This is a genomic window from Brachybacterium sp. AOP43-C2-M15, assembly GCF_052446295.1.
Classification (GTDB): Bacteria; Actinomycetota; Actinomycetes; order Actinomycetales; family Dermabacteraceae; genus Brachybacterium.
In genome coordinates this window covers 106,744-127,569 of record NZ_JBQSWB010000009.1, presented here as the reverse complement: position 1 = coordinate 127,569, position 20,826 = coordinate 106,744, and the positions used below count along the sequence as shown (strand labels likewise).

At 71.8% G+C, this 20,826-nt stretch carries 22 protein-coding genes; 12 read left to right on the top strand and 10 right to left on the bottom strand.

Going from position 1 to position 20,826, the window contains the following annotated elements; translation table 11 throughout:
* Positions 1-10: 10 nt before the first annotated feature.
* Positions 11-181, bottom strand: coding sequence for a hypothetical protein (locus tag ACT3SP_RS11670; RefSeq protein WP_444587460.1), 171 nt, complete (start codon positions 179-181; stop codon positions 11-13).
* 278 nt (positions 182-459) lie between these two features.
* Here ACT3SP_RS11670 and ACT3SP_RS11665 point away from each other — a divergent pair, with 278 nt between their 5' ends.
* Together ACT3SP_RS11665 and ACT3SP_RS11660 are read left to right on the top strand one after the other, a co-directional pair.
* Complete coding sequence (locus ACT3SP_RS11665) at positions 460-1,020, top strand: hypothetical protein (protein WP_444587459.1); 561 nt, start codon at positions 460-462, stop codon at positions 1,018-1,020.
* Between the two features lie 66 nt (positions 1,021-1,086).
* A complete protein-coding gene (locus ACT3SP_RS11660; RefSeq protein ID WP_444587458.1) occupies positions 1,087-1,473 on the top strand; it encodes an HIT family protein in 387 nt (128 codons plus the stop codon).
* Between the two features lie 50 nt (positions 1,474-1,523).
* Here the strand turns inward: ACT3SP_RS11660 and ACT3SP_RS11655 are convergent, their stop codons facing one another.
* A complete protein-coding gene (locus ACT3SP_RS11655) occupies positions 1,524-2,492 on the bottom strand; it encodes an MsnO8 family LLM class oxidoreductase (protein WP_444587457.1) in 969 nt (322 codons plus the stop codon).
* A gap of 117 nt (positions 2,493-2,609) precedes the next feature.
* Here ACT3SP_RS11655 and ACT3SP_RS11650 point away from each other — a divergent pair, with 117 nt between their 5' ends.
* Together ACT3SP_RS11650 and ACT3SP_RS11645 are read left to right on the top strand one after the other, a co-directional pair.
* A complete protein-coding gene (locus ACT3SP_RS11650) occupies positions 2,610-3,614 on the top strand; it encodes an LLM class flavin-dependent oxidoreductase (RefSeq protein ID WP_444587456.1) in 1,005 nt (334 codons plus the stop codon).
* Between the two features lie 43 nt (positions 3,615-3,657).
* Complete coding sequence (locus ACT3SP_RS11645; RefSeq protein WP_444587455.1) at positions 3,658-4,254, top strand: hypothetical protein; 597 nt, start codon at positions 3,658-3,660, stop codon at positions 4,252-4,254.
* Between the two features lie 49 nt (positions 4,255-4,303).
* On the opposite strand, the gene ACT3SP_RS11640 is transcribed toward ACT3SP_RS11645, so the two are convergent.
* On the bottom strand, positions 4,304-5,122 hold the full coding sequence (locus tag ACT3SP_RS11640) for an endonuclease/exonuclease/phosphatase family protein (protein ID WP_444587454.1): 819 nt from the start codon (positions 5,120-5,122) through the stop codon (positions 4,304-4,306).
* A gap of 128 nt (positions 5,123-5,250) precedes the next feature.
* Here ACT3SP_RS11640 and ACT3SP_RS11635 point away from each other — a divergent pair, with 128 nt between their 5' ends.
* Genes ACT3SP_RS11635 through ACT3SP_RS11615 form a run of 5 tightly spaced genes read left to right on the top strand, consistent with a single transcriptional unit; the run spans position 5,251 to position 10,175 of the window.
* Entirely contained in the window at positions 5,251-6,090 is an 840-nt protein-coding gene (locus ACT3SP_RS11635) for an SAM hydrolase/SAM-dependent halogenase family protein (RefSeq protein ID WP_444587453.1), read from the top strand.
* 43 nt (positions 6,091-6,133) lie between these two features.
* Positions 6,134-6,688 (top strand): ECF-type riboflavin transporter substrate-binding protein, encoded by a 555-nt coding sequence (locus ACT3SP_RS11630; protein ID WP_444587452.1) that lies wholly within the window; start codon positions 6,134-6,136, stop codon positions 6,686-6,688.
* Complete coding sequence (locus ACT3SP_RS11625; protein ID WP_444587451.1) at positions 6,685-8,490, top strand: DUF3744 domain-containing protein; 1,806 nt, start codon at positions 6,685-6,687, stop codon at positions 8,488-8,490. Before ACT3SP_RS11630 ends, ACT3SP_RS11625 begins: the two co-directional genes overlap by 4 nt.
* The gene (locus tag ACT3SP_RS11620) at positions 8,487-9,317 is read left to right on the top strand and encodes an energy-coupling factor transporter transmembrane component T family protein (protein WP_444587450.1); all 831 of its coding nucleotides are present in this window, start codon (positions 8,487-8,489) and stop codon (positions 9,315-9,317) included. Before ACT3SP_RS11625 ends, ACT3SP_RS11620 begins: the two co-directional genes overlap by 4 nt.
* Positions 9,318-9,350: 33 nt before the next feature.
* Entirely contained in the window at positions 9,351-10,175 is an 825-nt protein-coding gene (locus ACT3SP_RS11615) for a CPBP family intramembrane glutamic endopeptidase (RefSeq protein WP_444587449.1), read from the top strand.
* Positions 10,176-10,247: 72 nt separating this feature from the next.
* Here ACT3SP_RS11615 and ACT3SP_RS11610 read toward each other — a convergent pair whose 3' ends face one another.
* Genes ACT3SP_RS11610 through ACT3SP_RS11600 form a run of 3 tightly spaced genes read right to left on the bottom strand, consistent with a single transcriptional unit; the run spans position 10,248 to position 13,301 of the window.
* Positions 10,248-11,570 carry a TRAP transporter large permease gene (locus ACT3SP_RS11610; RefSeq protein ID WP_444587448.1) on the bottom strand — a complete coding sequence of 441 codons (1,323 nt, stop codon included), beginning with the start codon at positions 11,568-11,570 and terminating at the stop codon, positions 10,248-10,250.
* A 1-nt stretch (position 11,571) separates the two neighbouring features.
* The gene (locus ACT3SP_RS11605) at positions 11,572-12,234 is read right to left on the bottom strand and encodes a TRAP transporter small permease (protein ID WP_444587447.1); all 663 of its coding nucleotides are present in this window, start codon (positions 12,232-12,234) and stop codon (positions 11,572-11,574) included.
* Positions 12,231-13,301, bottom strand: a complete 1,071-nt coding sequence (locus tag ACT3SP_RS11600; RefSeq protein WP_444587446.1) for a TRAP transporter substrate-binding protein — start codon at positions 13,299-13,301, stop codon at positions 12,231-12,233. Before ACT3SP_RS11600 ends, ACT3SP_RS11605 begins: the two co-directional genes overlap by 4 nt.
* Before the next feature lie 219 nt (positions 13,302-13,520).
* Here ACT3SP_RS11600 and ACT3SP_RS11595 point away from each other — a divergent pair, with 219 nt between their 5' ends.
* A complete protein-coding gene (locus ACT3SP_RS11595) occupies positions 13,521-14,036 on the top strand; it encodes a DUF1990 family protein (RefSeq protein WP_444587445.1) in 516 nt (171 codons plus the stop codon).
* A 158-nt stretch (positions 14,037-14,194) separates the two neighbouring features.
* Here the strand turns inward: ACT3SP_RS11595 and groL are convergent, their stop codons facing one another.
* The 3 genes from groL to ACT3SP_RS11580 all read right to left on the bottom strand — a co-directional run bounded on the left by groL (position 14,195) and on the right by ACT3SP_RS11580 (position 17,366).
* The gene (gene groL, locus ACT3SP_RS11590; RefSeq protein WP_444587444.1) at positions 14,195-15,832 is read right to left on the bottom strand and encodes a chaperonin GroEL; all 1,638 of its coding nucleotides are present in this window, start codon (positions 15,830-15,832) and stop codon (positions 14,195-14,197) included.
* Between the two features lie 444 nt (positions 15,833-16,276).
* A complete protein-coding gene (locus tag ACT3SP_RS11585; protein WP_444587443.1) occupies positions 16,277-16,876 on the bottom strand; it encodes a LytR C-terminal domain-containing protein in 600 nt (199 codons plus the stop codon).
* A 61-nt stretch (positions 16,877-16,937) separates the two neighbouring features.
* Entirely contained in the window at positions 16,938-17,366 is a 429-nt protein-coding gene (locus ACT3SP_RS11580) for a DUF3263 domain-containing protein (RefSeq protein ID WP_444587442.1), read from the bottom strand.
* Between the two features lie 95 nt (positions 17,367-17,461).
* On the opposite strand from ACT3SP_RS11580, the gene ACT3SP_RS11575 reads away from it, so the two are divergent.
* Positions 17,462-18,139, top strand: a complete 678-nt coding sequence (locus ACT3SP_RS11575; RefSeq protein WP_444587441.1) for a uracil-DNA glycosylase — start codon at positions 17,462-17,464, stop codon at positions 18,137-18,139.
* Between the two features lie 25 nt (positions 18,140-18,164).
* Here the strand turns inward: ACT3SP_RS11575 and ACT3SP_RS11570 are convergent, their stop codons facing one another.
* Positions 18,165-18,815 (bottom strand): hypothetical protein, encoded by a 651-nt coding sequence (locus ACT3SP_RS11570; protein WP_444587440.1) that lies wholly within the window; start codon positions 18,813-18,815, stop codon positions 18,165-18,167.
* 208 nt (positions 18,816-19,023) lie between these two features.
* Between ACT3SP_RS11570 and treS the strand changes: the two genes are divergently transcribed.
* Positions 19,024-20,814, top strand: coding sequence for a maltose alpha-D-glucosyltransferase (treS, locus tag ACT3SP_RS11565; RefSeq protein WP_444587439.1), 1,791 nt, complete (start codon positions 19,024-19,026; stop codon positions 20,812-20,814).
* The last annotated feature ends 12 nt before the right edge of the window (positions 20,815-20,826 follow it).

Genomic DNA, 20,826 nt, shown 5'->3' with positions numbered 1-20,826 from the left:
CGGGTCGAGGTCAGTCCCAGTCCAGGAGCGCTGCGATGCGCCGAGCGACGTCCGAGGGCTCGAGGCTGTCGGTCGTGATCCGGTGGACCGAGCTCGGGGCGCGCTGCTCCAGGAGCGCGGCGGCACGGCGGCTCCGCTCCCGGTGCACGGCGAGCGACTCATCGCGCTCCCGCTGTGACAACCGCTCCTCCGCCGTCGAGCCGGTGGAACAGGGTTCGAGTGCGGCCGGGACGGGGCAGGCGCAGGCCAGTCGCATCGACGGACGTGGACCTGCCCGTGGCGAAGGTCGTGCGGGAGGTCTTCCATCGGCTGGTCTGCCCGATGCGTCGCACATGTCACCTACGATGAAGCAGTCGACGACGGCACCTCGGGACGCATCCTCCCGGCGCCGGGGACTCAGGGGGAGACATGACTCAGCGACCATCGGACCGACGGGATCAGCCAGAGGGTCACGAGCACGTGATCCCCGGGGAGATCGTCGAGAGCGAGATCGTCCGGAGCGGAATCGTCGATCCGGCCGCACGCAGCTATGATCCGCTGAGCGACGGCGGGTCCGGGCCGCATGCCCGTCCGTCGCCGCAGCCGAGCTGGCCTCAGCCCGTGGGCCACTATGCCCCGCCGATGGCCCTCCCTCCGTTGCCCGAGAAGAGCGTCGGTCTCGCCTTTCTGCTCACCTTCTTCTTCGGTCCCCTCGGAATGCTGTACTCGACCGTTTCCGGTGCCCTGATCCTGTTGGGGATCACCCTGGTCGTCTCGTTCTGCGTCGGGATCGTCATCGCCCTGATCACGCTGGCGACCTTCGGCCTCGGCGCGATCCTCGCGTTTCTGGCACCAATGGTGGGGATCCCGATCTGGATCACAGCGATGATCTGGGGCTGCCTCGCCGCATCGAGTCACAACGATCGGGTCCGGGCGCAGTACGCACGGCATGCCCACGCGCACGCACAGTACGGTGCCGCCTTCGCCCATCAGAGCGCGCAGCACGCGGCGGCCCCGAGGTACGACGCCCCGCGGCACTGACACGCTCCACGCCACCAGCTCGGCGCCGCTGCCGGTCCCGTGGAGCGTTGTGGTGAGATGGCGGCCATGGATGCACGGAGCTCTCCCTTCCTCGCCGTTCCCCGCACGGAGCATCTGGCGGGTAACAACCTCTGCTTCGCGATCCGGGATGCGCATCCGGTCTCCCCCGGGCACGCGCTGATCATCCCGTGGCGCGTGGTGGAGACCTGGTTCGAGGCCACGCGTGAGGAATGGCAGGCGGCGCTCGACCTGATCGATCAGGTCCGAGCCGCTCTCGACGAGGAGCTGGCCCCGGACGGCTACAACCTCGGCCTCAACGCCGGGCGCGCCGCCGGGCAGACCGTCTTCCACGCGCACCTCCACCTCATCCCCCGCTTCCACGGCGACGCGGAGAACCCGGTCGGCGGGGTGCGCCACGCCGTGGTGGGCCGAGGGCATTACGACGCGGGGTGACGGCGGCGGGATGTGGTCGTGCCGTGGAGAGCTGTGTGCGGTGGCAGTGGTCAGCCCAGCAGCGCCGCCACCCGCCGGTCCGACTCGGCGAGCGCCTCGCGGTCGAAGGTGGAGCCGGAGACGAGCAGCTCGTCGGCGCCCGTGCGCTCGAGGACCTGCTCGACGCGGGCGGTGACGGTGCGCTCGCCGCCCGCCCAGGTGGTCTCGAGCCCGCGCTCGATGCGGGACCGCTCGCGCGCGCTCAGCTCCCGGCCCCGGATCGCGGCCACGGAGTCCAGCGGCGGGAACACCCCCGTCTCGCGGGACCGCGCCATCGCCCACACCTCGGGGAGGGCGAGCTCTCTCGCCGCGGCGTCGGTGTCGGCGACGAGCACGTCGGCGGAGACGATCACGCTCGGCGCGCTCCCGCGGTGCGGGCGGAAGGTGCGGCGGTAGGCGGCGAGGCGCGCGGGGAGCTCCTCGGAGGCGAGGACCGGCCCGCCGATCACCACGGGCAGCCCGAGCTGCGCGGCCGCGTCGAGGCCGGAGCCGGTGGCGAGCAGGAACAGCGGCGGCGGGGGATCGACGACGGGGCGGGCGGTGAGGGCTGCGGTGCCCTCGAGGTAGTCGCGCAGCTCGGTGACCTCCTGCGCGAACCGGGCAGGATCGGACCCCGTCCGGCCGAGCGCCTCCCGCACCGGTGCGGTGAAGCCCAGCGATCGCCCCAGACCGAGGTCCACGCGCCCCGGCGCGAGGGAGGCGAGCATGAGGAACTGCTCGGCGACCACGAGGGGGCGGTGGTTGGGCAGCATCACCCCGCCGGAGCCCAGGCGGATCCGCGAGGTGCGCTGGCCGATCGCGGCGAGCAGCACGGCCGGGGAACCGCTCGCGATGCCGGGCACGGTGTGATGCTCGGCCGCCCAGAAGCGGTGATAGCCCTGCTGCTCCGCCGCGATGGCACGCTCGAGGCTGTCCGGCAGCGCCGCCTGCTCGGGGCGGCCGACGCGGGTGCGGGAGCGGTCGAGCAGGGAGAACCTCATCGCTGCCGCAACGCCCGCGGCCCCCGATTCCTTCCCGGAGACCGTGATCGGTCGACGTGATCCTTCCCCACCCCCGCCGATCGACCAGGGGGCCGTGCAGGTGGCTAGGCTCGCGCCATGAGCACCCCGCACGTCCCCCTGTCGATCCTCGACCTGGTCCCCGTCAGCGAGGGGCAGGACGCCCGCGACGGGATCGAGACCTCGATGCGCGCGGCGCAGACCGCGGATGGCGCCGGCTACCACCGCTACTGGTACGCCGAGCACCACAACACCGAGTCCCTCGCCTCGAGCGCGACCAGCCTGCTGATCGACCGGGCCGCCTCGCTCACCGAGCGGATCCGGGTGGGCTCGGGCGGGATCATGCTGCCCAACCACTCCCCGCTCGCCGTCATCGAGCAGTTCGGCACCCTGGTGCAGTTCCACGGGGACCGCATCGACCTGGGCCTGGGGCGCGCCCCCGGCACCGACCAGTACACGGCCCAGCTGCTGGCCCGCACCTCCGCGGAGCCGGGCGCCTTCATCGCCGCCGTCGAGCAGATGCGCGACTGGTCCCACGCCGAGCCCAGCGGTCAGCTGCCCATCCGTGCCGCCGTCGCCGAGGGCACCGAGGTGCCGATGTGGATCCTGGGCTCCACCACCAACGGGGCGCGTCTGGCCGCGCAGCTGGGGATGCCGTTCTCGGTCGCCTCCCACTTCGCGCCCTTCCAGTACCTCCAGGCGCTGCAGGTGTACCGGGACAGCTTCACCACCACCGGCGAGGCGGCGCAGATCGAGCGGCCCCGCACCATGGTGGGGGTCAACGTCGTCGTCGCCCCCACCGACGCGGAGGCCGAGCACCTGTTCACCACCAACGTCCAGCAGTTCCTGGGGGTCGTGACCGGGCAGCGGATGAAGACGCAGCCGCCCCGGGACCTCGAGGGCCGCTACCCCGATCACCTCATGCAGCAGGTCGAGCAGACCCTCTCGATCCGCGCCGTCGGCTCCCCCGCCTCCGTGGTCTCCCAGCTGGAGGCGATCGTCGACGCCACCGGGGCGGACGAGCTCATCGTCACCGCGAACTACTTCGAGCCCGAGCACCGCCTCCGCGGCATCGAGCTGCTGGCCGAGGCCTGGGGGCTCTGAGGCGCCGCAGGCCCGTGGTAGAACGGGGCCCAGGGGGGACGACATGAGAGCCATCAGCCGACGGGCGAGCACGCTCGCGCTCCTCGTGCTGGCGAGCAGTGCGCTGACCTGCTGCTCCCTGCGGGGAGGGGACGGGGATCGCGGCAGGGAGCCCGAGTGGGCGCTCGACGAGGACAGCGACCGCTACTACCGGCCGGGCCTCGTGGTGCAGACCCCCGACCTCGTCCACGAGCACTTCCCGACGCTCGAGGACCCCGGTCCCGTCACGATCGCCGACGGGCAGTTCACCGATCCCGAGGGGCGGGAGCTGATCCCCGCGCAGGACGACTACTGGTGGCAGGCGACCGTGCAGCTCGAGCCGGCCCAGGTCGAGGAGCTGCTGGAGAGCGCGGCGGCCTCGGGCGCCTCGGATCTCGACGGCTCCGACGCACCGGAGACGGTGTCCGAGGACGAGCTGCTCGCGGTCCTGGTCCCGACGATCGAGGGAGAGCTCGCCCCGTGCGAGGGCGACTGGATCTCGGTGGAGCCGGCCCTGTCGCGGGACGACACCTCGGGGATCACCGAGGCCGGGGACATGCTCGAGCTGGCGGTGGTGTGCGAGGGCGGGGACCAGCTGGTCATCTCCGCCCGCGACATGTGAGGCGCGAGGCGACGCGGACCGAGGGCCGATCACCCGCCCGTCGGCCCCGTCACCCGCCCGTCGGCCGGAGCCGTGCGGTGACCGTGGCGTGGTCGCTCGCCGCACGTCCCTCCAGCATCGGGACCCGGGCGGCGTACTCCTCGACGGCGAAGCCGCGGGAGAGGATCCAGTCGATCCGGATGCCGCCCGCCTCCGGCTCCCCGTAGTCGGGGAAGGTGCCGATGTCCTCCCCCTCGTGCGCGACGGCCGTGTCATGGGCGTCCTCGAGACCTGCGTCGCGCAGCACGCGCCACGGCGTGCTCTCCCCGCCGGCGGCGTTGAAGTCCCCCATCAGCACCACGGGCGCGCCGCCCGACGCCTCCCGCAGGCGCTGGGCGACGAGCCCCGCGCCCTTCTCGCGCGCCACGTGCCCGGCGTGGTCGAGATGGGTCACGGCGAGCACGAGCTCCTGCCCGCTCGCACGATCCCGCACCCGTGCCCAGACCGCGATGCGGGGGCAGTGCGCGTCCCAGCCCACCGAGCCGATCCGGTCCGGCTGCTCTGAGAGCCAGAACTGGTCCCAGTCCAGCACCTCGAACCGCTCCCGGCGCAGCCACAGCAGGTTGTGCTCGCCGCGCCCGCCGCCCTCGCGACCGGTGCCCAGGCGCTCGTGGGTCTCCCCCAGCACCTCGTCGAGGACGGGGAGCTGGGAGGCGAGCACCTCCTGGGTTCCCACCACGTCCGCCCCGGCCTCGCGCAGCAGATGCGCCAGCACCGGCGCCCGCTCGGGCCAGTGGTCGGCCTCGCCGGGGCTCGTGCCCGCGTCGTGATAGCGGATGTTCTGGGTGAGGATCGTCAGGGTCTGCGACGGTGCATCGGGAACGCTCATCCCTCCATCCTGTCGCACTGCGCGGCGCCGCGACACCCGTCGCGGCTCCCGGCGGCCGGGCACCGCTCGATGACGCCGGATGTCGGCGGAGCGGGCGAGGGAGCGGGCGGTCGTCGCATACTTGCCGCATGAGCGCCCTCGTCCTGCAGTCCGACTTCGGCCTCGACGACGGCGCGGTGAGCGCGATGTACGGCGTCGCCGTCGGCGTCGATCCGACCCTGCGCCTCCACGACCTCACCCACAACATCCCGCCCTACGACATCTGGGAGGGCTCCTACCGGCTCGCCCAGGTGCTCACCTACTGGCCCGAGGGGACGGTGTTCGTCTCCGTGGTCGATCCCGGGGTGGGCTCGGAGCGCCTCTCCGTGGTGGCGCGCACCGAGACCGGTCACCTCGTCGTCACCCCGGACAACGGCACCCTCACCCACCTGGAGAACATCTTCGGGCTCACGGAGCTGCGGGAGATCGACGAGACCCGCAACCGTCGGCCGGGCTCCGAGGAGTCCTACACGTTCCACGGCCGCGACATCTACGCCTACACCGGGGCGCGCCTCGCCTCCGGGGCGACCGCTCTCGAGGAGGTCGGTCCGCAGCTGGACCTGACGGACCTGGTCCGTCTCCCGGTCACGGATCCGCAGCTCGCGGACGGTGCGGCGGTGGGCACGATCGACACCCTGGACGTGCGCTACGGCTCGCTGTGGACCTCGATCCCCCGCACCCTGTTCCGGGAGCTCGGCGTGGCACCGGGCGAGCGGGTCACGGTGCGGGTCCACCATCACGACACCGTGGTGCACGCCGCCCAGGTCACCTACGCGCACAGCTTCGCCGCGGTCGAGGTGGGCGAGTCGCTGCTGTACGTGAACTCCCTGGACCGGATGGCGATCGCCATCAACCGCGGCCACTACGCCCGCGCCTTCTCGCTCGGCACCGGGGCCTCCTGGCGCGTGACCCTGGTGCCCGTGCGCTGACCGCCCCTCGTCCCTGCCGTCCGCCTCTCCCGAAGGACATCCCATGACCCGCTCCCCCTCCCCCGTCACCCAGGTGGTCGCCATCGGCATCGGCGCCGCCCTGTTCTTCGTGCTGGGTCGCTTCGTCGCGATCCCCACCCCGGTCCCGAACACCGCGATCAGCATCCAGTACGCGATCCTGGCGGTGTTCGCCGTGCTCTACGGCCCCTGGGTCGGGGCGCTCGCAGGGTTCATCGGCCACCTGCTCATCGACGCGACCGGTTACGGCATCTGGATCTCCTGGGAGCTCTCCTCCGGGGTGTTCGGGCTGATCGTGGGACTCCTGCTGCTGAGGAACGCGGTCGCCGACGGGGAGTTCACCCGGCGCACCGCGGTCCGCTTCGGCCTCGCCGTGCTGCTCGCCAACGCCGTGGCCTGGCTGCTGGTCGCCCCGCTCGGGGACGTGCTGATCTACTCCGAGCCGGCGAACAAGGTGTGGACGCAGGGCGCCCTCGCCTTCGCCTCCAACTCGGTCACCGCCATCGTGCTGGGCATCGTCATCCTGTCGGTCTACGCCCGCACCCGCACCCGGACCGGTTCGCTGAGCCACGAGCAGTGACGGCCGCTCTGATCGAGCTGGCGGGGTACGGCTTCCAGTACCGCGCCCAGTCGGAGCCGACCCTGCACGACATCGACCTCACGGTGCGCCGCGGGGAGAAGATCGCGATCGTGGGGGCCTCCGGCTCCGGGAAGTCGACGCTGGTCGGCGTGATCAACGGGCTGATCCCTCACCACCACCGCGGCACGGCGACCGGCACGGTGCGGGTGCTCGGGAGGGACCCGGCGGCCGTGCCGCTGGTGGAGACCGCACGGGTCGTGGGCACCGTGCTGCAGGACAGCAGCAGCCAGTTCGTGGGCCTCACGGTCGCCGAGGACATCGCCTTCAGCCTCGAGAACCAGCAGGTCCCGCACAGCGAGATGCCCGCGCGCCTCGCCCGGGCCGCGCAGCTCGCCGGGATCGCTGACCGGCTCGCGGACTCCCCGCAGGACCTCTCGGGCGGGCAGAAGCAGCGGGTCGCGATCGGCGGGGTGCTGGTGGACGAGGTCGATGTGCTGCTGCTGGACGAGCCGCTGGCGAACCTGGACCCCGCCGCCGGCCGCGCCGCCGTCGAGCTGCTGGACGATCTGCACCGGGAGCAGGGCGCGACGATCGTCCTGGTCGAGCACCGTCTCGAGGACGTCCTGCACCGGGACGTGGACCGCATCGTGCTGATGGCCGAGGGGCGCATCGTCCGGGACGCTCCACCGGCCGAGATGCTCGCCTCCGGGCTGCTGGAGCGGCACGGCATCCGCCCTCCGCTGCACGTCACCGCCCTCGCCTGCGCGGGGGCCCCGGTCACCGCCTCCCAGCGCCCCTCGCGCAGCACGGACATCGCCCTGACCCCGCAGCAGATCGACGCCGTGCGCACGTGGGTCGAGGACGCGGCGGCCCCGCACGGGACACCGCCGGGAGGGGAGCCGGAGGGAGAGACGCCGGAGGGAGAGGCGCCGGAGGGAGAGGCGCCGGAGGGAGAGGCGCCGGGGGCGCAGGACGAGGCGCTGGACCTGCGCGAGGTCGGCTGCGCCGTGGCCGTCGGCCCCGATCGGCACCGCGCGGTCCTCGACGGGGTCAGCGCCCGAGTGCGCCGCGGCGAGATGATCGGCGTGCTCGGCTCCAACGGTGCCGGGAAGTCCACTCTCGCCCGCGTGATCTGCGGGTTCGAGCAGCTCACCGCGGGAGAGCTGCGGATCGGCGGGGCCGATGCCGCCGGATGGACCCTGGCCGAGCGCGGCGAGCACGTCGGCTTCGTGCTGCAGGAGCCCGGCCAGATGCTCTCCCAGCCCTTCCTGGCCGACGAGATCGCGCTCGGGATGCGCGCCCGTGGCCTCGACGAGGCCGAGATCGCTCGCCGCACCGCGGCCGTGCTCGAGGTGTGCGGACTGGCTCCCTTCCGCACCTGGCCCCTCTCCGCGCTCAGCCACGGCCAGCGCAAGCGCGTCACCATCGCCGCCGTGCTCGCCCTCGAGCCCGAGGTGCTGATCCTCGACGAGCCCACCGCCGGTCAGGACTTCGCCCACTACACCGAGTTCATGGGGTTCCTGCGCACCCTGAACGCGCGGGGCACCACGGTCGTGCTCATCACCCACGACATGCACCTCGCCGTGGAGTACACCGATCGGGTGCTGGTGCTCTCGGGCGGGCGCCTGCTGGCCGACGAGGACCCGGCCGTGGTGCTCACCGACCCGGCCCTCACGGCGGAGGCCGACCTCGTGACCACCGGCCTGTACGACCTCGCGCGGCGCTGCGGCATCACCGACCCTCACACCCTCGTACGGCGCTTCGTGGCCGTGGACCGTGCGCAGCGCGGGGAGGCGCGATGAGCACTCCCCTGCTGGGATACGTCGACCGCCCCGGGCCCCTCCACACCCTCTCCGGGGTCTCCAAGCTGGCCCTGGCCCTCGGTGTGGTGCTCGGCGCGATGATCGGCTTCGACGTGCGCTACCTCGCGGCGGTCGCGGCCGGATCCCTCGCGCTGTGGGGCGTCTCCCGGGTGCGGGCGCGCGACCTGGCCGTGGTGCTGTGGCTGATCGGGATCTTCATGGTCCTGAACAACATCGGGATCTTCCTGTTCGCCCCGGGGTACGGCACCGAGCTGTTCGGCACCCGCCACGTGCTGCTGGAGGGGCCGTGGCGCTGGGACGTCACCGCCGAGCAGCTGTTCTACCAGCTCGCCGTCTCCCTGAAGTACCTCGCGGTGCTGCCCTCCGTGCTGCTCTTCGTGGCCACCACGCGTCCGCCGGAGTTCGCCTCGTCGCTGGCCCGGATCGGGGTGCCCTACCGGATCGCGTACGCCGTCTCCCTGGCCCTGCGGTACATCCCCGACGTGCAGCGGGAGTTCCGCACCATCTCCCGGGCGCAGCAGGCGCGCGGCCTCGACACCACCCGCGGCGCCCCTCTCGGGACCCGGCTGCGGAACCTCACCTCCGTCCTGATGCCGCTGCTGCTCGGCACCTTCGACCGCATCGACGCGGTCTCCGCCGCGATGGAGCTGCGGGGCTTCGGCCGCGGCAGGGGCCGCACCTGGCTGGTGCGCACACCGCTGCGCGGCGGGGACGCGGTGGTGATCGCCGCGGCGGTGCTCGTGGCCGTCGTGCCGATCGCACTGCTGGCCGTCAACGGCGGCCGGTTCTGGAACCCGTTCGTCTGACCCGACGAGCCCGGGCCTGCCATGCTGTGCCCCATGCGCTCCCTGCCGACCGCCGTGCACGACCCGCCCCCCACCCCGCGGCTCGCGCTGCTGCCCGCCCTCGGGGTGTCGGCCTCGGCGTTCCTGCTGTTCGCCCTCCAGCTGGGCGGCTGGGGCCATGCCCTGCTGGCGCTGAGCCTGCTCGGGGCGGTGCTGGTCTCGCGCGAGCTCGCGAAGGACCTCGCGCTGATCGGCCTCGGCATCGCGATCGTCTCGACGACGTCCGTGGTCGCCTCCGTGGACTGGGACCGATTCGTCACGATCGGCGCCGTGCTCCTGCTCGCGGTGGCGGCGCCGGTCCTCGTGGACCGGCTGCTGCTGCGCCGACGGGCGATCCGCTTCCCGCTGCGCACCGGGCAGGGCTGGACCCGCCTGGAGAAGGGCTACATCGTGGCCGTGCCCTTCCTGGGCTGGCTGATCCTGCCGTTCTACTTCCTCACGTCGGGGGTGTACCGCAACTGGCCGCACCTGGCCGACGGCGCCGAGGTGGGCCGCTTCTTCGTGGGCGTGAACTTCGTGGGCACCTGGGACGAGCTGTTCTTCATCTGCCTCTGCTTCGCCCTGCTGCGCCGGCACTTCGGGCTGTGGACGGCGAACCTGCTGCAGGCGGTGATCTTCGTGTCCTTCCTGTGGGAGCTCGGCTACCAGGCGTGGGGTCCGCTGCTCACCGCGCCGTTCGCCCTGCTCCAGGGCTGGCTCTTCGACCGCACCGGCTCCCTGCTGTACGTGCTGATCGTGCACCTGCTGTTCGACGTGGTGGTGTTCCTCGCGATCGTCCACGCCCGCCACCCCGGGGCGATCGGGATCTTCCTGGTCTGACGGCGAGGTGGGTGGTGCCCCGGCCCGTCGGGCGACGGGCCGGGGCACCTGCTGCGGGTGCGGGAGTCGGGATCAGTCCTCCGTGCCCGTCATCATCCCCAGCGCCTCCGGCAGGAACATGGTGATCTGCGGGATGAACACCACCACCAGAAGTCCCAGGAGCAGGGCGATGAAGAAGGGGATCATCGCCTTGATCACGGGCTCGACCCGGACGTCGCCCACCTTCGCCGAGATGAACAGGATGTTCCCCACCGGCGGGGTGATCGTCCCCAGCGACAGGTTGAACGTGATCATCAGGCCGAAGTGGATCGGATCGACGCCGAGCTCCATCGCGATCGGCAGGAAGATCGGCGTGAAGATCAGGATCGCGGGCGTGGGATCCATGAAGGCGCCCACGATGAGCAGGATCAGCATCATCAGCAGCAGGATGACCGTCTTGGACTCGGCCAGTCCCAGCAGCCCCGCGGAGATCGACTGCGGGATGGTCGCGTAGCTCAGCACCCAGCTCAGCGCCGAGGACACCGCCACCAGCAGCATCACCACCGCCGTGGTGCGCGCGGAGTCCGCGATCACCGTGGGCAGGTTCCTCAGGGTGAGCTGGCGGTAGACGAGTCCCAGGATCAGCGAGTACGCCACGGCGATCACGGCGGACTCGGTGGCGGTGAAGATGCCGGCCAGCAGGCCGCCGATCACGATCACGATCATCAGCACAGCGGGCAGCGCCTTGGCCAGGGTGATCAGGGCCAGACCCAGCGGGACCCGGTCCCCGGAGGCGCGCATCTCGGGCCGCCGACGGGACAGGATCGCGACGACCAGCACGCAGGCCAGCACCCAGACCAGGCCCGGGCCGTAGCCGGCCATGAACAGCGTGGCCACCGAGGTCGAGGAGACCAGCGAGTAGACGATCAGCGTGTTCGAGGGCGGGATCATCATGCCGGCGGGGGCCGAGGCCGCATTCACCGCCGCGGAGACGCTCGGATCGTAGCCCTCGCGCCGCATGCGCGGGCCGAGGGTCGAGCCCATCGCGGCGGCCGACGCCACCGCCGCTCCGGAGACGGAGCTGAACAGGGCGTTGGCGACCACGTTCGTCTGCGCGAGGGAGCCGGGCATCCGGCCCACGAGCACCTTGGCGGCGTCGACGAGCCGGGAGGCTATGCCTCCGGTGTTCATCAGCGACCCGGCGAGCACGAAGAACGGGATGGCCAGGAGCGTGAAGGAGCTGGCGCCGGTGAACATCCGCTGCGAGGCGACGAACACCGCCTGCTCGGTGCCGACCACCGCGGCGAGCGCGAGGACCGAGGGCAGCCCGATCGCGATGCCGATGGGGGCGCCGATGCCGATCAGGACGATGACCCCGGCGATCAGGATGACGCCGGCGAGAAGTGCGGGATCCATGTCAGTCCTCCGTCGTCCGGTCGTGGCGGGTGGTGTCCCGGGCGGTGCCGGGGTCCTCGGGCGTCGCCGTCGGCTGCTGGGCGGACAGCGGCTGCTGGGTGGACTGCGGCTCCTGGGCGTGCAGCGGCGAGTCCTCCCGCAGACCCTCGGTGGACGCGAGGGCGGCCGCCTCCTGGGCGCTGTCGCCCGCGAGCATGTCCTCGCCGCGTGCAGCGCGGGCCACGTCCTCGAGGGCGAACAGGGCGATGAGCACGCCCGCGAGGGGCAGGGCGAGGTACATCTGGCCCACGGTCACCGGAAGCCCCGGGATGATCTGGTCCCAGGAGATCGACATGCCGCGGATCCCGCCCCAGACCAGCCCCAGCAGGGCGAAGACGAGCACGGAGAGGGAGACCAGCACGTTGGTGACGCGCTGGGCGGGGCGCGGCAGCAGGCGGGCGAAGAAGTCGACGGCCACGTGCCCGCGCTCCCCGAACACCATCGCCACCGAGAACAGCACCAGCCAGATGAACAGGTACTGGGAGACGGTGGTGGTCCAGGCGCTCGGCGCCTGCAGCACCTGGCGGGTGATCACCTGCCACATCACCACGGCCACCAGCACCACGAACAGCACGATGCTGATCCACTTCAGGATCTCGACGGTCCTAGCTCTCACGGCGGTCATCCCTCTCCTCCCCGTGTCTCGGCGACGGCGCGGACCGCCTCGTACAGCGCCTCGTCCTCGGGGCTCTGGAGGAACGCGCGCCCCACGTCCTCGATCAGGGGCGTGAACGCCTCGGGATCGGGCTCGTGGATCTCGACGCCCTGGTCGATCATCTGCTCGGTGCTGGCCTCGGTCTCCTGGGACCAGAGCCGCACGAACTCCTCCTGGGTGGCGGTGAACGCCTGTGCGAAGGCGTCCTGGTCCTGCGCGTCCATGTCCTCGATGCGGTCCACGTTGGCCATCACGTAGTCCAGGCCCACCAGGTGATTGGTGAGCGTGAAGTGCGGGGCGATCTCGTAGTGGCGCTGGGTCACGTAGCTGACCTCGTTGTTCTCCGCTCCGTTGAGCACGCCGGCCTGCAGCGCGGTGTACACCTCGCCGTAGGCCATCGGGGTGGGAGAGCCGCCCAGGGCCCGGGTGAGCTCCATGAAGACGTCGGACTCCTGGACGCGGATCTTGAGGCCGGCCAGGTCCTCCGGGCCCTCGATCGGTCCGCGGTCGGTGTAGACGTGGCGCGAGCCCTGGGTGAATCCGCCGAGCACGCGCAGGCGTCGTTCCGCCTCGAGGGAGGAGAACAGCTCGCCGACCAGTGACTCGTCGTTCAGCACGGCGGTCTGGTGCTCGATGTCCTCGAAGGCACCGGGCAGATTCAGCGGGCGGAAGGCCATCGAGAGGTTCTCCACCTGGGTGCTGGAGATGACGGCCAGGTCCACGGAGCCGTCGGAGACCAGCTGCATGACCTCCTGCTGGGCTCCGAGGGCCTCGTTGGCGTAGATGCGGGCGCCCCAGCGGCCCTCGGTCCTCTCGGCGAGCTGCTCGCCGAAGTAGGTCAGGGCCAGGAAGCTGGGGTGGTCCTCGGCCTGGTTCAGCGAGACCGACAGGACGTTCTCGACGTCCGTCGTGGCGCCGGCCTGCGAGCAGCCGGCGAGCGCGGCGGCACCGAGGCCGAGCGCGGGGATCCCCCGCAGCAGGTCGCGGCGCCGTGGCCGGGCCCTTCTGCGGGTGGTCGGTGACGGGGTGGACGTCACGGGGGTCACCTCCTTGTAACGCGCCGACGCCGACCGCAGGGCGGCCGACTCGGCGCATGAACGTTCACGAGGAGTCTGCCCGTCGCGCCGCCCGGTGCCGCCTGCTTGCCGAACGTTGCCCGCATCGCGGCGGTGGGGGCCGCGTCATCGGGGCCGGGCGGCCAGCATGGCCCTGAGGTGCGCGGCGCGCTCCGGCGGCGCGGGCCCTATGCTCCGGGGATGGCACGCGAGCGCGAGCGCACATGGCCGGCCCCGGGAATCACCGATCCCGCCCGGGAGGAGTGGTCGGTCCGTCCTGAGCTTGGGCGCGCCGTCACGACCTCGCGGGTGATCGGCACCGGCCAGGAGCTCTGGGAGCGGGCGTCGAGGGACCTGCTGGCGTGGGCGGTCAAGACCCCCAGCGGGTTCTCCCTCCCCCCGGGCACCCCTGTCCCCGCTCCGGGACAGCGGCTCACGATCATCGCCCGTCTCGGACCGCTGCGGGTGCGCGAGCCCGCAGAGGTCGTGGACGTCCTGCACCGCGCCGATCGGGTGGCGCTGTCCTACACGACCCGCCGGGGCCACCCGGTGCGCGGCGAGGAGGCCTTCATCCTGCAGCGGGCCCCGGACGGCACCGTGGTGCTCACCCTGCGGTCGGTCACAGCTGCCGCGCCCGGGTGGCGGCGACTGCTGTTCCCGGTCGCGCTGCTGCTGCAGCGGGTCTATCGGTCGCGGTATCTGCGCGCCCTGCGCTGATCCGCTCTCCGCACCGCCGGCGAACCGTCTCACCGCCGACGGACCACGCTCCGGACCGCCGAGGCGCCCGGTGGGCGCCCCGGACAGCGACGGGCCCCGACCCTCCGCAGAGGATCGGGGCCCGTGACGCACAGGCGTCGATCAGCCGTGAGGCTGGATCACATCATGCCGCCCATACCGCCCATGCCGCCCATGTCGTCGCCGCCGCCGGCCGGGGCCTTGGGCTCCGGCTTGTCGGCCACGACGGCCTCGGTGGTGAGGAACAGGCCCGCGATGGACGCGGCGTTCTGCAGCGCCGAGCGGGTGACCTTGACGGGATCGATGATGCCCGCGTCGAGCAGGTTCTCGTACTCGCCGGTCGCGGCGTTCAGGCCCTCGCCCACGGGGAGGTGGATGACCTTCTCCGCCACGACGCCGCCCTCGAGGCCGGCGTTGACCGCGATCTGCTTGAGCGGTGCCTGGATGGCGACCTTGACGATGCTCGCACCGGTGGACTCGTCACCGACGAGATCGAGCGAGTCGAAGGTGTCCTTGCCGGCCTGCAGCAGCGCGACGCCGCCACCGGCGACGACGCCCTCGTCCACGGCGGCCTTGGCGTTGCGCACGGCATCCTCGATGCGGTGCTTGCGCTCCTTGAGCTCGACCTCGGTCGCGGCACCGGCCTTGATGACGGCCACGCCGCCGGCCAGCTTCGCGAGACGCTCCTGGAGCTTCTCGCGGTCGTAGTCCGAGTCCGAGTTCTCGATCTCGGTGCGGATCTGGGAGACGCGACCGGCGATGCGATCGGCGTCGCCCGTGCCCTCGACGATGGTGGTCTCGTCCTTGGTGACGACGATCTTGCGCGCCTGGCCGAGCTGCTCGAGACCCGCGGTCTCCAGCTTGAGGCCGACCTCCTCGGAGATGACCTGGCCGCCGGTGAGGATAGCCATGTCCTCGAGCATCGCCTTGCGGCGGTCGCCGAAGCCGGGGGCCTTGACGGCCACGGACTTGAAGGAGCCCTTGAGCTTGTTGACCACGAGGACCGCGAGGGCCTCGCCCTCGATGTCCTCGGCGATGATCGCGAGCGGCTTGCCGGCCTGGATGACCTTCTCCAGCAGCGGCAGCAGGTCCTTGACGGAGGAGACCTTGGAGGACAGCAGGAGGATGTAGGGATCCTCGAGCACGGTCTCCTGGCGCTCGGCGTCGGTGACGAAGTAGGGCGAGATGTAGCCCTTGTCGAACCGCATGCCCTCGGTGAGCTCCAGCTCGAGGCCCATGGTGTTGGACTCCTCGACCGTGATCACGCCCTCCTTGCCGACCTTGTCGAGCGCCTCGGCGATGAGCTCGCCGATCGCCGGGTCAGCGGCGGAGATGCCTGCGGTGTGAGCGATCTGCTCCTTGGTCTCGATCTCCTTGGCCTGCGCGAGCAGGGTCTCGGAGACCGCGGCCACGGCCTTGTCGATGCCGCGCTTGAGCGCGATCGGGTTGGCGCCGGCGGCGACGTTGCGCAGGCCCTCCTTGACCAGGGCCTGGGCGAGGACGGTGGCGGTGGTGGTGCCGTCGCCCGCGATGTCGTCGGTCTTCTTGGCGACCTCCTTGACGAGCTCGGCGCCGATCTTCTCGTAGGGATCGTCGAGTTCGATCTCCTTGGCGATCGACACGCCGTCGTTGGTGATGGTGGGGGCGCCCCAGGACTTCTCGAGCACGACGTTGCGGCCCTTGGGGCCGAGGGTGACCTTGACGGCGTCGGCGAGCTGGTTCATTCCCCGCTCGAGGCCGCGCCGGGCCTCCTCGTCGTAAGAGATGAGCTTGGCCATTGTGGAATCTCTCCCGTGTGGTGTGGTGTCCACCCGACCCAGTGCCCGCGACGGACGAGAGCCGACGCCGTGTTCATGTCCCACGGCGCCGACCCCCTCACGGGGCCGGAATGTTCGCGGTCGGCGAGGCGGTGGCCGCCTGCCGATCCTGCGCCCGAGGGGCGAGAGCTCCGTCGCACGAGGCGCTGTCACTCTCGATCAACGAGTGCCAGAACATCATAAGCACTCTGGGGCGGAGAGTGCTAACTCTGCGCTCACGGCGGACACGGTGTCGCGGTCACGGGGGTCGCGGTCACGGGGTCGCGGTCACGACGCAGCACACGGCACCACGGACGACGCAGCGCGCGGCCCCGTGGCGGGATGCCGCGCGCTGCGTCCGGGATCGTGCCGGGTTGGGGCGTCCCGGCGCGCCGGACGTCCGCCCGGCGGGCCGCTCAGCCCCGCTCAGCCCTCGCCGTCGTCCTCGCCCTGGTCGCCGTCGCCGGGCTCGGTGACGGCCACGAAGGTGACGGCGGCGTCGTACTCGTCGCTCTGTCGCGCCTCCCCGGCGCCCACCTGCTCCGCGAGGGCCTGCGCGGTGTCCGCATCGTCCTCGGCGCGGTAGAACACCACCGGCTCCTGCTGGGGGTTGTCCGCGGTGGAGACGCTGACGTCCTCCCAGCCCTCGCCCTCGAGGGTGTCGCGCCAGGTGCCGGCCAGCCCGTTGATGCCACCGGCGTTGACCACCAGGACAGGGGTGGACAGATCCGGCTCCGCGGCCGGCTCCTCCTCGGCCTCGCCCTCGTCCTCCTCGGTGGCCTCCTCGGAGGACTCGCTCTCCGCGGCGGTGGTGGGGTCCTCGGCGCGGTCGTCGCCGTTGCCGCCCATCCCGCCGATGACGAAGAGGAGCACCACCAGAAGCACCGCGGCGGCGCCGATGATGATGATGTACAGCAGGTTCTCCCGCCAGAACGGCAGCTCGGCGCGATGGGCGCCGTGGAAGGACACGGAGTCCGCCTCGTCGTCGAATCGGTCCGGGGGGTAGGGATACTGGGAATCAGCCACGGCCCCATTAAACCTGCTCCACCGGATCAGGGGGTGGAGCACACGCCCTGGACGGCGGCGCTCAGGCGACCCGATGGGTGTCGTCGGCGGCCGAGGGACCGTCCTCGGAGGTGCGCCGGGCGCGCAGCCGATGGACGACGGAGGGGGCCGCGCGCAGCGCCGCGGGGTCGTCGAGCAGCGTGTTGAGCCGCACGTAGTAGGCGACCTTGGAGAGGCCGATCTCCTCGCGGATCGCCCGCTCCTTGGTGCCGACGTAGCGGAAGGTGCGCCCCTCGAGCGCGAGGATCCGGCGGTCGCGATCGCTCAGCGCTCCCTGCGGTCCGGGCAGTGACGGATCGGACACCGCCGCGGGAGTGTCGCCCTCGGTCAGCGGCTCCGTCGGGCGCTCCGCCCCTCGTCCTGCGCGGTCCGGGCCGTCCTGCCCGTCGACCGCGTCCTGCCCGGGGACCTGAGGGTCGCGGGTGGCGCGGAGGGCGGGGTCGGAGTGCATGCCCCGAGCGTACGGCGCGGCAGCGGGCGGAGCTCCGCGGCACGCCGGGCCCGCGCGCGACGGCCCGCGCGCGATGGCGATGGGAGACTGCCGGCATGCCGACGCCGCTCTCGCAGACCATCGCCGCCGACTGGGCCCAGGCCCTCGCTCCCGTCGAGGACCGGGTCCACGAGATCGGGGGCTTCCTGCGCACCGAGGTGGAGGCCGGGCGGGGCTACCTGCCCGCCGGCGCGAGGGTGCTGCGTGCCTTCGACCGGCCGATGTCCGAGGTGAAGGTGCTGATCGTCGGCCAGGACCCCTACCCCACCCCCGGCCACCCGATCGGATTGTCCTTCGCCGTGGAGCGGGACGTGCGGCCGCTTCCCCGCTCGCTGACGAACATCTACACCGAGCTCGAGTCGGATCTGGGGATCCCGCGCGCCGCCCACGGCGACCTCTCCGCCTGGCAGGACCAGGGGGTGCTGCTGCTGAACCGGGTGCTCACCGTCACCCCCGGCGCCCCGGCCTCGCATCGTCGGCGCGGCTGGGAGGAGGTCACCGGCCGCGCCCTGCAGGCGCTGGTCGCGCGCGGCGGTCCTCTGGTGGCGATCCTGTGGGGCCGCGACGCGCAGTCGCTGATCCCGATGCTGGGCGAGGTGCCGCACATCGCCAGCCCGCATCCCAGCCCGCTGTCGGCCTCCCGCGGGTTCTTCGGCTCCCGTCCGTTCTCCCGCGCGAACGCGCTGCTCGAGCAGCAGGGGGCGGCACCGATCGACTGGCGCGTCCCGGGCTGAGCCCGCCGCCGCGGCCCTGCGGAGCTCAGCCCTCGACCCAGGTCCAGCTGTCCAGGATCGCCCGGATCTGCGGGGACAGCTCGGACGCCCCGTGCGTCTCCGCGACGATCTGGACCACCTCGTCGCCCGCGTCGGCGCAGTACATCTCCCCCACCACGTCCTCACCGTCGTGGGTGCCCAGGGCGCGATGCGCCGGGAGCTCCCGCCCGCCCACGGTGACCTCGTCCAGCTCCTGCGGATCGTCGGACTCGTCCCAGCTGAAGCCGATCCAGGTCGCCTGGGTGCGGCAGGTGACCACCGCATGGAACTCCGAGTCGAAGGAGTAGACGGTCAGGCTGTTGGTCGCGAGCTCGTCGAAGTCCTCGGGGTCGATGTCGACATCGGCCACCTCGGCCACCCCGTCGCTGTCCTGGAGGATCTCGCCGTCGCTGAGGTCGAACCAGGTGGCGGGATAGGCGAAGGTGAAGTGCTCGTGCTCGATCGTCCTCGTCTCCGCGACGTCGGCGGTCTCCTCGGTCTCCTCGGCGCCGCCCGAGGATCCCCCGCGGACCACGAGATGGACCACGCCGCCGGTGACGGCGAGGAAGGCGAGCGCCAGCAGCATGAGCACGCAGGCGATCGCGATCCAGAAGCCGGTCCGCGGGCGCTGCGGCGGCGGAGGCGTGGGCGGGGGCAAGGGCGGTGGCGTGCCGGCGCCCGGCGGTGCGCCACCCGGTCCCGCGAACGGCTGTCCCATGATTCCCCTCGCCCCTCGGTCGAGCTCCCTCGGTCTGCGTCCGCGATCCGCCGACGGCGCCGTCCGCGGAGCACCCCGCCATCGTACGGACGCCACTACTGTGGTGCCACGACGAGCGCCCCGTCACCGACTCCCCGTGGAGGACCCGATGCCCCTCAACGCCGCGCAGTTCACTCCGCAGGGACCGGGGGTCGACTACGACCCCCACTGGTACCGCAAGGCGGTCTTCTACGAGGTGCTGGTCCGCGCCTTCGCCGACGGCAACGGCGACGGCACCGGGGACTTCACCGGCCTCATCGAGAGGCTCGACTACCTGCAGTGGCTGGGCATCGACTGCCTGTGGCTGCCGCCCTTCTTCGCCTCGCCGCTGCGCGACGGCGGCTACGACATCTCCGACTACGAGGCGGTGCTGCCCGAGTTCGGCTCGATCACCGACTTCGAGCGCCTGGTCTCCGAGGCGCACCGGCGCGGGATCCGGGTGATCATCGACCTGCCGCTGAACCACACCTCGGACAAGCACCCCTGGTTCCTCGAGTCCCGCTCGGACCCGGAGGGCCCCTACGGAGACTTCTTCGTGTGGTCGGACACCGACGAGAAGTACTCCGAGGCCCGGATCATCTTCGTGGACACCGAGGAGTCCAACTGGAGCTTCGACCCGGTGCGTCGGCAGTTCTACTGGCACCGCTTCTTCTCCCACCAGCCCGATCTGAACTTCGAGAACCCGAAGGTCCGCGAGGCCATGTTCGAGGTGGTGCGGTTCTGGATGGACAAGGGCATCGACGGCTTCCGGGCCGATGCGATCCCCTACCTGTTCGAGGAGGAGGGCACCGACGGCGAGAACCTCCCCGCCACCCATGACTTCCTCGCGGAGCTGCGCGCCTTCGTGGACGCGCGCTGGCCGGGCCGGGTGATCGTCGCCGAGGCGAACCAGTGGCCGGCCGACGTGGTGGAGTACTTCGGCACCGAGGAGCGGCCCGAGTGCCACATGTGCTTCCACTTCCCGGTGATGCCGCGGCTGTTCTACGCCCTGCGGGAGGGCAGCGCCCGCCAGATCGTCGAGATCCTGGAGGACACCCCGGAGATCCCCTCCGGCGCGCAGTGGGGCACGTTCCTGCGCAACCACGACGAGCTGACCCTCGAGATGGTCAGCGGCGAGGACCGCTCGGCGATGCTGGGCTGGTACGCGCCGGATTCGCGGATGCGGGCGAACGTGGGCATCCGTCGGCGCCTCGCGCCGCTGCTGGACAACTCCCGCGGCGAGCTGGAGATCATCCACGCCCTGCTGCTGTCCCTGCCCGGCTCGCCGTTCCTCTACTACGGCGACGAGATCGCGATGGGCGACAACATCTGGCTCGACGACCGCGACGCGGTGCGCACGCCGATGCAGTGGACCCCGGACCGCAACGCCGGGTTCAGCGAGATCACCGACCCCGGGAAGCTGTACCTGCCGGTCATCCAGTCGCTGGTCTACCACTACGCCACCACCAACGTGGAGGCGCACATGGCGCACTCGAGCTCTCTGCTGCACTTCGTGCGCTGGATGCTCGCGGTGCGGAAGGAGCACGAGGCCTTCGGCATGGGCGCCTATCGCAACGTGCCGACGGACTCGGACCGGGCACTGGCCTTCACCCGCACCTATGACGGCGCCGAGCACGGGGAGGAGGCGGAGTTCCACGCCGAGACGCTGCTGTGCGTGTTCAACCTCTCCGCCCAGCCGGTGACGGCCACCCTGGATCTGGGCGGGCTGGCCCGGCGCACGGTGCGCGACCTGTTCGGCGGCCACGAGTTCCCCGCCGTCGGCGAGGACGGCACGCTGACCGTCACGCTCGGGACGCACGGCTACTACTGGCTCAAGGTCCGGCCGCTGCACCCCGACGGCGAGCCGATGACGGTCACCACCGCGCTGCCGGTGATCGCGGAGGACCCCGCGGGCTCCTGAGCGCAGGAGCGT

Excerpts from the sequence above, each read along its gene's own strand:
- ACT3SP_RS11660 (WP_444587458.1), top strand. The coding sequence starts at position 1,087 with ATGGATGCACGGAGCTCTCCCTTCCTCGCCGTTCCCCGCACGGAGCAT.
- ACT3SP_RS11655 (WP_444587457.1), bottom strand. The coding sequence starts at position 2,492 with ATGAGGTTCTCCCTGCTCGACCGCTCCCGCACCCGCGTCGGCCGCCCC.
- ACT3SP_RS11650 (WP_444587456.1), top strand. The coding sequence starts at position 2,610 with ATGAGCACCCCGCACGTCCCCCTGTCGATCCTCGACCTGGTCCCCGTC.
- ACT3SP_RS11645 (WP_444587455.1), top strand. The coding sequence starts at position 3,658 with ATGAGAGCCATCAGCCGACGGGCGAGCACGCTCGCGCTCCTCGTGCTG.
- ACT3SP_RS11640 (WP_444587454.1), bottom strand. The coding sequence starts at position 5,122 with ATGAGCGTTCCCGATGCACCGTCGCAGACCCTGACGATCCTCACCCAG.
- ACT3SP_RS11635 (WP_444587453.1), top strand. The coding sequence starts at position 5,251 with ATGAGCGCCCTCGTCCTGCAGTCCGACTTCGGCCTCGACGACGGCGCG.
- ACT3SP_RS11630 (WP_444587452.1), top strand. The coding sequence starts at position 6,134 with ATGACCCGCTCCCCCTCCCCCGTCACCCAGGTGGTCGCCATCGGCATC.
- ACT3SP_RS11620 (WP_444587450.1), top strand. The coding sequence starts at position 8,487 with ATGAGCACTCCCCTGCTGGGATACGTCGACCGCCCCGGGCCCCTCCAC.
- ACT3SP_RS11615 (WP_444587449.1), top strand. The coding sequence starts at position 9,351 with ATGCGCTCCCTGCCGACCGCCGTGCACGACCCGCCCCCCACCCCGCGG.
- ACT3SP_RS11610 (WP_444587448.1), bottom strand. The coding sequence starts at position 11,570 with ATGGATCCCGCACTTCTCGCCGGCGTCATCCTGATCGCCGGGGTCATC.
- ACT3SP_RS11605 (WP_444587447.1), bottom strand. The coding sequence starts at position 12,234 with ATGACCGCCGTGAGAGCTAGGACCGTCGAGATCCTGAAGTGGATCAGC.
- ACT3SP_RS11595 (WP_444587445.1), top strand. The coding sequence starts at position 13,521 with ATGGCACGCGAGCGCGAGCGCACATGGCCGGCCCCGGGAATCACCGAT.
- groL (WP_444587444.1), bottom strand. The coding sequence starts at position 15,832 with ATGGCCAAGCTCATCTCTTACGACGAGGAGGCCCGGCGCGGCCTCGAG.
- ACT3SP_RS11580 (WP_444587442.1), bottom strand. The coding sequence starts at position 17,366 with ATGCACTCCGACCCCGCCCTCCGCGCCACCCGCGACCCTCAGGTCCCC.
- ACT3SP_RS11575 (WP_444587441.1), top strand. The coding sequence starts at position 17,462 with ATGCCGACGCCGCTCTCGCAGACCATCGCCGCCGACTGGGCCCAGGCC.
- treS (WP_444587439.1), top strand. The coding sequence starts at position 19,024 with ATGCCCCTCAACGCCGCGCAGTTCACTCCGCAGGGACCGGGGGTCGAC.